The organism is Bowmanella yangjiangensis, from assembly GCF_017255015.1.
Lineage (GTDB): Bacteria > Pseudomonadota > Gammaproteobacteria > Enterobacterales > Alteromonadaceae > Bowmanella > Bowmanella yangjiangensis.
The window spans coordinates 1-286 of sequence record NZ_JAFKCS010000899.1; the positions used below are offsets into that span (position 1 = coordinate 1).

Here is a 286-nt window from a genome sequence, read left to right on the forward strand (position 1 = left end):
GGCGCGTCGTCGTGGCGCTGCCACTGCTGCGGAGTGATCAGGTACAGGGCGATGGTCGGACCACTCAGCATGGCCTCGCTGAGGGCGGTGTTGTCCTGGGTGCGCAGGTCAGTGCGCAACCACATCAGTCGTTGCATGGGGTTACCTCGTGCAAGCCGAGCAGGCCGTGGCGCAGCAGCCAGGCGTGGGCGGCCAGCGGATCGCTGGCCGACTGCAGTTCGCTCAGGGCGTCGCGATGGATGTGAGTGGCGGGGCCGGCGATCAGCAGCGGCACCGGACATTGTTC

General features: G+C 67.8%; 1 protein-coding gene. It reads right to left on the reverse strand.

Annotated features, from left to right (window positions below; all coding sequences use genetic code 11):
* Positions 1-281, reverse strand: a 281-nt coding sequence (locus J0A65_RS27870; protein WP_332874389.1) for a deoxyribodipyrimidine photo-lyase, incomplete at its 3' end; no start/stop codon positions are given.
* Positions 282-286: the final 5 nt, after the last annotated feature.